7 protein-coding genes and 1 rRNA gene are annotated in these 6247 nt (G+C 57.5%); 1 reads left to right on the forward strand and 7 read right to left on the reverse strand.

The genetic code is table 11. The features are described 5' to 3' along the window. Nucleotides 1-276: 276 nt before the first annotated feature. The 6 genes from BN1134_RS00395 to BN1134_RS00420 are packed head-to-tail and all read right to left on the reverse strand — an operon-like array spanning nucleotide 277 to nucleotide 5131. Entirely contained in the window at nucleotides 277-1455 is a 1179-nt protein-coding gene (locus tag BN1134_RS00395; protein WP_042044577.1) for a tetratricopeptide repeat protein, read from the reverse strand. Nucleotides 1456-1458: 3 nt separating this feature from the next. Further along, complete coding sequence (locus BN1134_RS00400) at nucleotides 1459-2154, reverse strand: energy transducer TonB (RefSeq protein WP_042044578.1); 696 nt, start codon at nucleotides 2152-2154, stop codon at nucleotides 1459-1461. Then, on the reverse strand, nucleotides 2151-2552 hold the full coding sequence (locus BN1134_RS00405; RefSeq protein WP_042044579.1) for an ExbD/TolR family protein: 402 nt from the start codon (nucleotides 2550-2552) through the stop codon (nucleotides 2151-2153). The genes BN1134_RS00400 and BN1134_RS00405 overlap by 4 nt, the downstream gene beginning before the upstream one ends. A 13-nt stretch (nucleotides 2553-2565) precedes the next feature. After that, the gene (locus tag BN1134_RS00410; protein ID WP_042044580.1) at nucleotides 2566-3081 is read right to left on the reverse strand and encodes a MotA/TolQ/ExbB proton channel family protein; all 516 of its coding nucleotides are present in this window, start codon (nucleotides 3079-3081) and stop codon (nucleotides 2566-2568) included. Then, nucleotides 3081-4376: a MotA/TolQ/ExbB proton channel family protein gene (locus BN1134_RS00415; RefSeq protein ID WP_042044581.1), complete on the reverse strand. Its 1296-nt coding sequence runs from the start codon at nucleotides 4374-4376 to the stop codon at nucleotides 3081-3083. The genes BN1134_RS00410 and BN1134_RS00415 overlap by 1 nt, the downstream gene beginning before the upstream one ends. Beyond that, on the reverse strand, nucleotides 4373-5131 hold the full coding sequence (locus tag BN1134_RS00420; protein ID WP_042044582.1) for a DUF3450 domain-containing protein: 759 nt from the start codon (nucleotides 5129-5131) through the stop codon (nucleotides 4373-4375). Before BN1134_RS00420 ends, BN1134_RS00415 begins: the two co-directional genes overlap by 4 nt. A gap of 143 nt (nucleotides 5132-5274) precedes the next feature. On the opposite strand from BN1134_RS00420, the gene BN1134_RS00425 reads away from it, so the two are divergent. Next, complete coding sequence (locus BN1134_RS00425) at nucleotides 5275-6051, forward strand: helix-turn-helix transcriptional regulator (RefSeq protein WP_042044583.1); 777 nt, start codon at nucleotides 5275-5277, stop codon at nucleotides 6049-6051. A 46-nt stretch (nucleotides 6052-6097) separates the two neighbouring features. Here BN1134_RS00425 and rrf read toward each other — a convergent pair. Continuing rightward, nucleotides 6098-6212: ribosomal RNA gene (gene rrf, locus BN1134_RS00430) — 5S ribosomal RNA — on the reverse strand. Between the last annotated feature and the right edge of the window lie 35 nt (nucleotides 6213-6247).

Below are 6247 nucleotides of genomic sequence, written 5' to 3' on the forward strand. Positions count from 1 at the left end.
TTGATTCAATTTGTTAAAGAACGTTGCCTTGTCGGCTGAGGCTGCGCATCTTACGCCCCTCATATCGAAAGTCAAGCGCCGTGGCGGCTTTTCTTTCGCAGCTTGCTGACTCACGCCAACTCACTGACCCTCTGGCGTCATCCGCCGTGCTGGTGAGGGCGCATTATAGGGAGGCGCCTCGGGATAACAAGGCTTTTTTGGGGAATTTTGATATTTCGCGATTACTTGGTGAAAAAAGGAGCCAAAGGCTCCTTTTTTACACTATTGCTTCAAGGTTCAGGCCGATTTTCCACCGCTATCACTTTGCCTGGATTGAATATAAGCAATCCAGGCGTCGGCTCGCTCCTGCCACTCCCGACTGCCACGCAGCTGATTGGCCAGTTGCAGCGCTTCATCATAGCGTTCGGACTGCAAGTAGATCTGGAGTAGTAGCGCCTTGGCGCGCCACCCTTCCTTGCCTGTGCTGCGTTGTAGCGAGAGCAGCTGTTTTCCCGCCTCTTGGTCGCGCCCCTGCTGGAGCATCAATTCGGCAGCGCGCAGGGCTGGCTTGCTCTCTTGATTGAGCGACGCCAGCTGCTGCCAGGTGGTGATGGCCTTATTCCACTCACGCGCTCCCTCCCACAGCTGAGCCTGAAGCTGCAAGTTGGCAACGGAAGCCGACATCTTGCCATCCCGCATCGCCAGCTCAAGCAGGCGAGCACCTCGATAGGGTAATCCTTGCCACGCATAGAGACGGACTAGCTGAGTGCGCGTGCTCTCTTCGCTGATGACCTTGCGATCAACCGCCGTCTGCAACAGTGCCAGAGCCTGACGCCCCTGCCGAGCCGAGATGCGCAGCGCAACGGCCTGCTGCCACCATTTCCCCTCAGTGGGTTCATGGCTGATGAGCAGCTCGGCCATCTCGGCCGCCTGAGCATACTGTTTAAGCCCGTGCAGAGCCGAGAGCCGGATGAGCGCCGCAGGCTTGTGCCATCCCTGCCGCAGCAGCTGGTCACTCAGGTTGGCGGCCTCTGCATACTGCTGGTTGTGGAAATAGAGGCCCGCCAGGCGAAATTGCAGCGCCTTTTCGTTCTGCAATGCCAATGCCGCCTTGTAACTTGCGATCGCCTGGGGCCAGCGCTCCTGTTGGGCCGCGATATCTCCCTGCAAACGCAGCAATGCCCGTTTCTGCTCTTGCGGCCACTGATCGTAACGCAGCGCCATAGCCACCTGAGTGGCGGCCACCTCCCAGCGCTCTGCATTAGCGGCAGCCGAAGCGCGCAATTGAGCCAGCCATGCCTCTTCGGCTGGCGTGGCTGGTTTTAGCGTGGCGGCCTTGGCATCGGCGGCTTGCCACTGCTTGGCCTCATAGAGTTTCATGACAGGAGCAAGCTGGCGCGAGAAAGCCGGGCTGACCGCAACAGCCCACGCGCCTTGCGTAGCCAGCAGCAATGCACACCACCAGAGACGTTTCATCGCTTAATTCTCCAATCTGAATTTGAGTGTCACGATCTGGGTAATGGCGCCATTTTCGCCCTTGCGAGGCTGATAACGCCACTTGCGCAGAGCCTGGATAGCCGCCCGCTCAAACTGACCCCGTGGCTTGGCCGATACGACAACGACGTTCTGCACCTGCCCCTCCGGGTCAACGGCAAACTTGAGCGTCACGTCCCCTTCAATCCCCGCTTGCTGAGCGCGGTAAGGGTAAGTTGGCTCAATCCGTTGTAGGGGCATCAGAAGGCCACCGATCCCTATACCGCCCCCCTGTGCCACACCGTTCATGCTACCTGCTTGTTGACCATGAACATTGCCACTGAAAGCCGCCGGGTCCTGCCCCCCCGGCATCACGTCCGGCATCGTCAGCTTGACCGGGCTCACCGCGGCGATATCGAGCGGGGGGGCGATCATGGGGACAGGCTCCAGACTGAGCGCTGGTGTTGCCACCGGCTGTAGTGCCGGCATGGACTCCAGCTCAGGCAGCGGCTCCGGCTCTGGTGGAACAGGGCGCTCCTGCGTTGCTACCTGCAACTCGGGCTCCGGCATCCGGATCACGATGCTGCGTGACTCACTGGCGGTACGTGGCGTCTTATCCGGCTCAATCAGGGCCGCCATGAAGAGCAACACCCCCAATGTCAGCGGCACGCCAAGCAGCAAGCTGGTGAGATAGCGCCTCATCGCGGCGTCACCGCCACGGCGATATTGGCAATGCCGGCGGCCTTGGCTTCATCCATGACTCGCACCACGCGGCCATGTGCCACCCGCTCGTCGGCCTGGATGACCAGGCTGGCCTCGGGTTGCTCGGCCAACATCCGCGCCAGGCTAACCTTGATACGCTCGACATCCACCGCCTTGCGATCCAGGTAGATCTCGCCGTTGGCACCGATAGCTAACATGATGCTGGACGATTTCTGCGCCTTGGCCTGGCTTGCCTCGGGGCGATGCACCTCAAGCCCCGCCTCACGCACAAAGGAGGTGGTGACGATGAAAAAGATCAGCATGATGAAGACGATATCGAGCATAGGGGTCATGTCGATCTGGATTTCGTCACGCTGACGCTTAGGTTGTCTTCTCATTGGTTACAGCTTCCTATTCAGCGCCCATGCCATCGCGGGTCTGCTCGAGCAGACGACGCGCCTGGCTCTCAAGACGGCTGAGGATCAGCACCCCGATGAGCGCCACCACCATCCCCGCCATCGTCGGAATGGTGGCGCGGGAGATCCCACTGGCCATGTTCTCGGGATTGAAACGGTTGGCCATGGCCAGGGCATCAAACACCCCGATCATGCCGGTGACTGTCCCCAGCAGCCCCAACATGGGACAGAGCACCACCAGGGTACGGATAAAAAGAAGGTGACGCTGCAGCTCAAGTTCGGCTTGGGCAATCCAGCGAGTACGGATGGCCTTGGCCTGCCAACTGGTACGCTCGGCGCGGGCACGCCAACTGGCCAGCAGCGAGTGCTGCACACCGCGATAGCCCCCCCACAGGTAGAGCAGCCGCTCCAGGATCAGGCACCACATCACTAGCAGCAGCCCCAGGATCACCCAGAGAATGGGGCCACCGCGCCCCATAAACTGCTGTAGCTGTTCCCACAGAGCCATCATCAGGCAACGCGCTCCGCTTTGGTCTTCACCTGACCATCAGCCTCAGCGCGCTCGGCCAAGATCCCCGCCACCTGCTGCTCGAGCAGGTTGGAGAGTTCACTAAAACGCGACTGCAACAGGCTGTGAGCCAGGATCAACGGAATGGCCGCAACCAATCCCTGCACCGTCGTCACCAGGGCCATGGAAATCCCCCCGGCCATGATCTTGGGATCACCGGTACCGAATTGAGTGATAGCCTGGAATGTCCCGATCATGCCGGTAACTGTCCCCAGCAAACCCAGCATGGGAGCCACTGCGGCGATCACCTTCACCATGCCGATACCGCGCTCAAGCCGCGGGGTCTCTTGCAAGATGGCCTCATCAAGGCGTAGCTCCAGGGTCTCCATGGGAAGATGGGGATATTGCCTCTCTACCGCCAGCACACGCCCAAGGGCATTGCTCTCACGTAGCGTCGCATCATGAACCTGACGGCGCACGGCGTTGAGCTCTCGTGACAACAGCACCAGACGCACGGCGGCAATCCCCATCCCGAGCAGGGCCAGCGTCAGGATGATGTAGCCCACAGTGCCACCCTGCTGTAGGCGCTGGGTGAAGGTGGGGAGTTCGGCCAGCATGCCCAGCACACTGCCGTGAGAGGGATCGATAGCCACCGCTTCCCCCTCAGCGCCTTGATAATCTCGGTAGCTCCCCATCACATCGCCCGGCAGGTTGGCGATCGGTTGCAATCCTTGTGGCGTGGGTTGCACCAATCCTTGCTCCGTGGCCAGCGTAAAAGAGCCAAAACGGGTCAATGTATGGGGAGTGGCAATGCCATCCCCCCCCGGCACCTGTGCCTGAAAGCGAGTAATCTGGGCCGATGCCTTCATCTCCCCAAGCAATAATTCGGGCAACAGAGCCAGAGCTTGGCGATCCGGCACCGACTTTTCATCGCTCAGACGGTCAAGCGGGGCGAGGCGTTCAGGATACTGCGCCTGTATGGCCGAGCCTTCGAGCAGGCTCATCGCCTCCTTAGCCCCCTGCCGGCTCACCGCAAACAGCTCATCCATGCCCGTCGATGCGCTTTGCCACTCCTTGTTTAGCTCGGCCAGCTGTTTCTCGTTGGCGCCAAAGCGCTCGGCCAGCGCCTTACTCTGGGCTTGCACTTGGGCCAAATTAGCCCTGGCTTGGGAAAGCTGGGCCCGCAGCGTGGCCAGCTCTGAAGAGGCCGTCTGTTCACGCGCCTGTTCTTCCGCAGTGAATTGAGGGGCAGCCTGAGCGCTAAAAGCCAGCGCCAGGATCAGAGGAAGGGCTCTCATTGGGTCATCTCCTGGCGGGCAGTGGACATGGGAAGCCGTAACAGCGTAGGGGTCTGTTTCTCATTGGCCAGCTCTATCGCTTGGCGGATCGCGGCGAACCATTGAGCATCGAGTGGCAGCCATGCCTTGGTCTGAGTTGACCAGCGCCACGCCTGATGACCATCGGTAGTCATTGCCAGCAGCGCAATGCGCCCCAGGGCCACCACATCCACTAATCGCTCCTGCCCCTCCAGGGTCAGACGCTGTTGCCAGACATCGAGCCGGTTACCGTATTCCGCCTCTATCTGGTAAGCCTGCAACAGAACGCGAAATTTTTCGGACTCGCTCACATCGGAACGGGCCAGCGTCTGCTTGAGATGAGCCAGGCGAGCCTCGCGCTCTTCCTTACGCAGGGGAAGGTCATTCGTGACCCAAGCCTCGAGATCGTCTTGCATCTGCAGCAGCAAGGGCACCAATCCTTGGCGAGTTTCCTCTACAGCGGAGAGCTGGCGCTGCAATGTGGACAGCTCTTGCTCCTGATCGGTGACCATGGTTTGCATGTAGTGGTTGTAGGCAAGCTGATCTTTGAGCTGACGCTCAGTGGCTTGCAACTCTTGGCGAGCAGTTACAACAGCGTCGGCAGCTTGTGCTACTTTCTTCTGGGAGGCCTCGCCTGAGGCCAGATCTGCTAAAATATGTTCCGCCACCGGGTTTGCTGCGTATGCACTCCCTATGGCAGGAAGCGCGATCAGGGCGGCAATGAGGTGCTTCTTCATGATAATGATGCAGTTGATTGATAACTATTATCATTATCTCAAAAATGGAGGTGCAGAGCAAATACAGCTCACCGAACACCCCAAACAATAACAACAGTACGGGATAGCGGGCCAAGGATGAGCCCGCACATAAGGAGCAAAACTTGTTCAATGAAGAACTATTGCAGTTGGTAGAGCCGTTCGCCAAGGCACGCTCACTACTCGATACCCAGAGTGCTCTCGAGCGCTTTAGCTACAAGATGGGTTTTGACTATTTCCAGCTCTTAATTCTTTATCCGTGTAGTTTGCAAAGATCACATATTGTGCTCATCAACAACTACCCTAAGAGCTGGTTTGACACCTATTACAAAAATAAGTATCTGATGGAAGATCCGGTGATCAACCTTGCGATGAAACAAACTCAGCCTATTTTCTGGAATACACAGGATCTGATGCAGTCTGACATATCGGAAAAGAGCAAGAATGTAATGAAGCTCGCCGCCGATTTTGGAGTGCAAAATGGAATTTCAATACCGCTGAATTCACCCACCGGAGAAAAAGGAGTACTAACATTCATTACCAAGGTGGGCAATAACAGCGAGCTGATGTATGAGAATGTGCCCAAGATATCCTTCTGTTCTGGATATATTTTTAATGCAGCCCTAGAAGCGATAAAGCGCAGACCTGATATAGCACCACCTTCGGTAAGCTTATCGGGTCGCGAACGTGAGTGTCTTTATTGGGCAAGCGAAGGCAAAACATCTTGGGAGATCGCGACTATCCTCGGAATTACAGAACGGACAGTCAATTTCCATCTCAACCAAGTCACGACTAAGACAGACTCGCGTAACCGTAATCAGGCTATTGCAAAGACAATCTCGAGTGGCCTGATCGTTCCGTCACTGGAGAACGTGACCATGACCAACCTGAGGTTATCCTGATAACGAAAAAGGCCTCCCAAATTGGGAGGCCTTCATCATGATAGGTGCCTGACAATGTCCTACTCTCGCATGGCATCTGCCACACTACCATCGGCGCTACAGCGTTTCACTTCTGTGTTCGGCATGGGAACAGGTGGGTCCACCGCGCTATTGTCGTCAGGCAAAAACTTTAAATTTATGGTGCTGATACCCAGAA

This window comes from Aeromonas simiae, assembly GCF_000820125.1.
GTDB lineage: Bacteria > Pseudomonadota > Gammaproteobacteria > Enterobacterales > Aeromonadaceae > Aeromonas > Aeromonas simiae.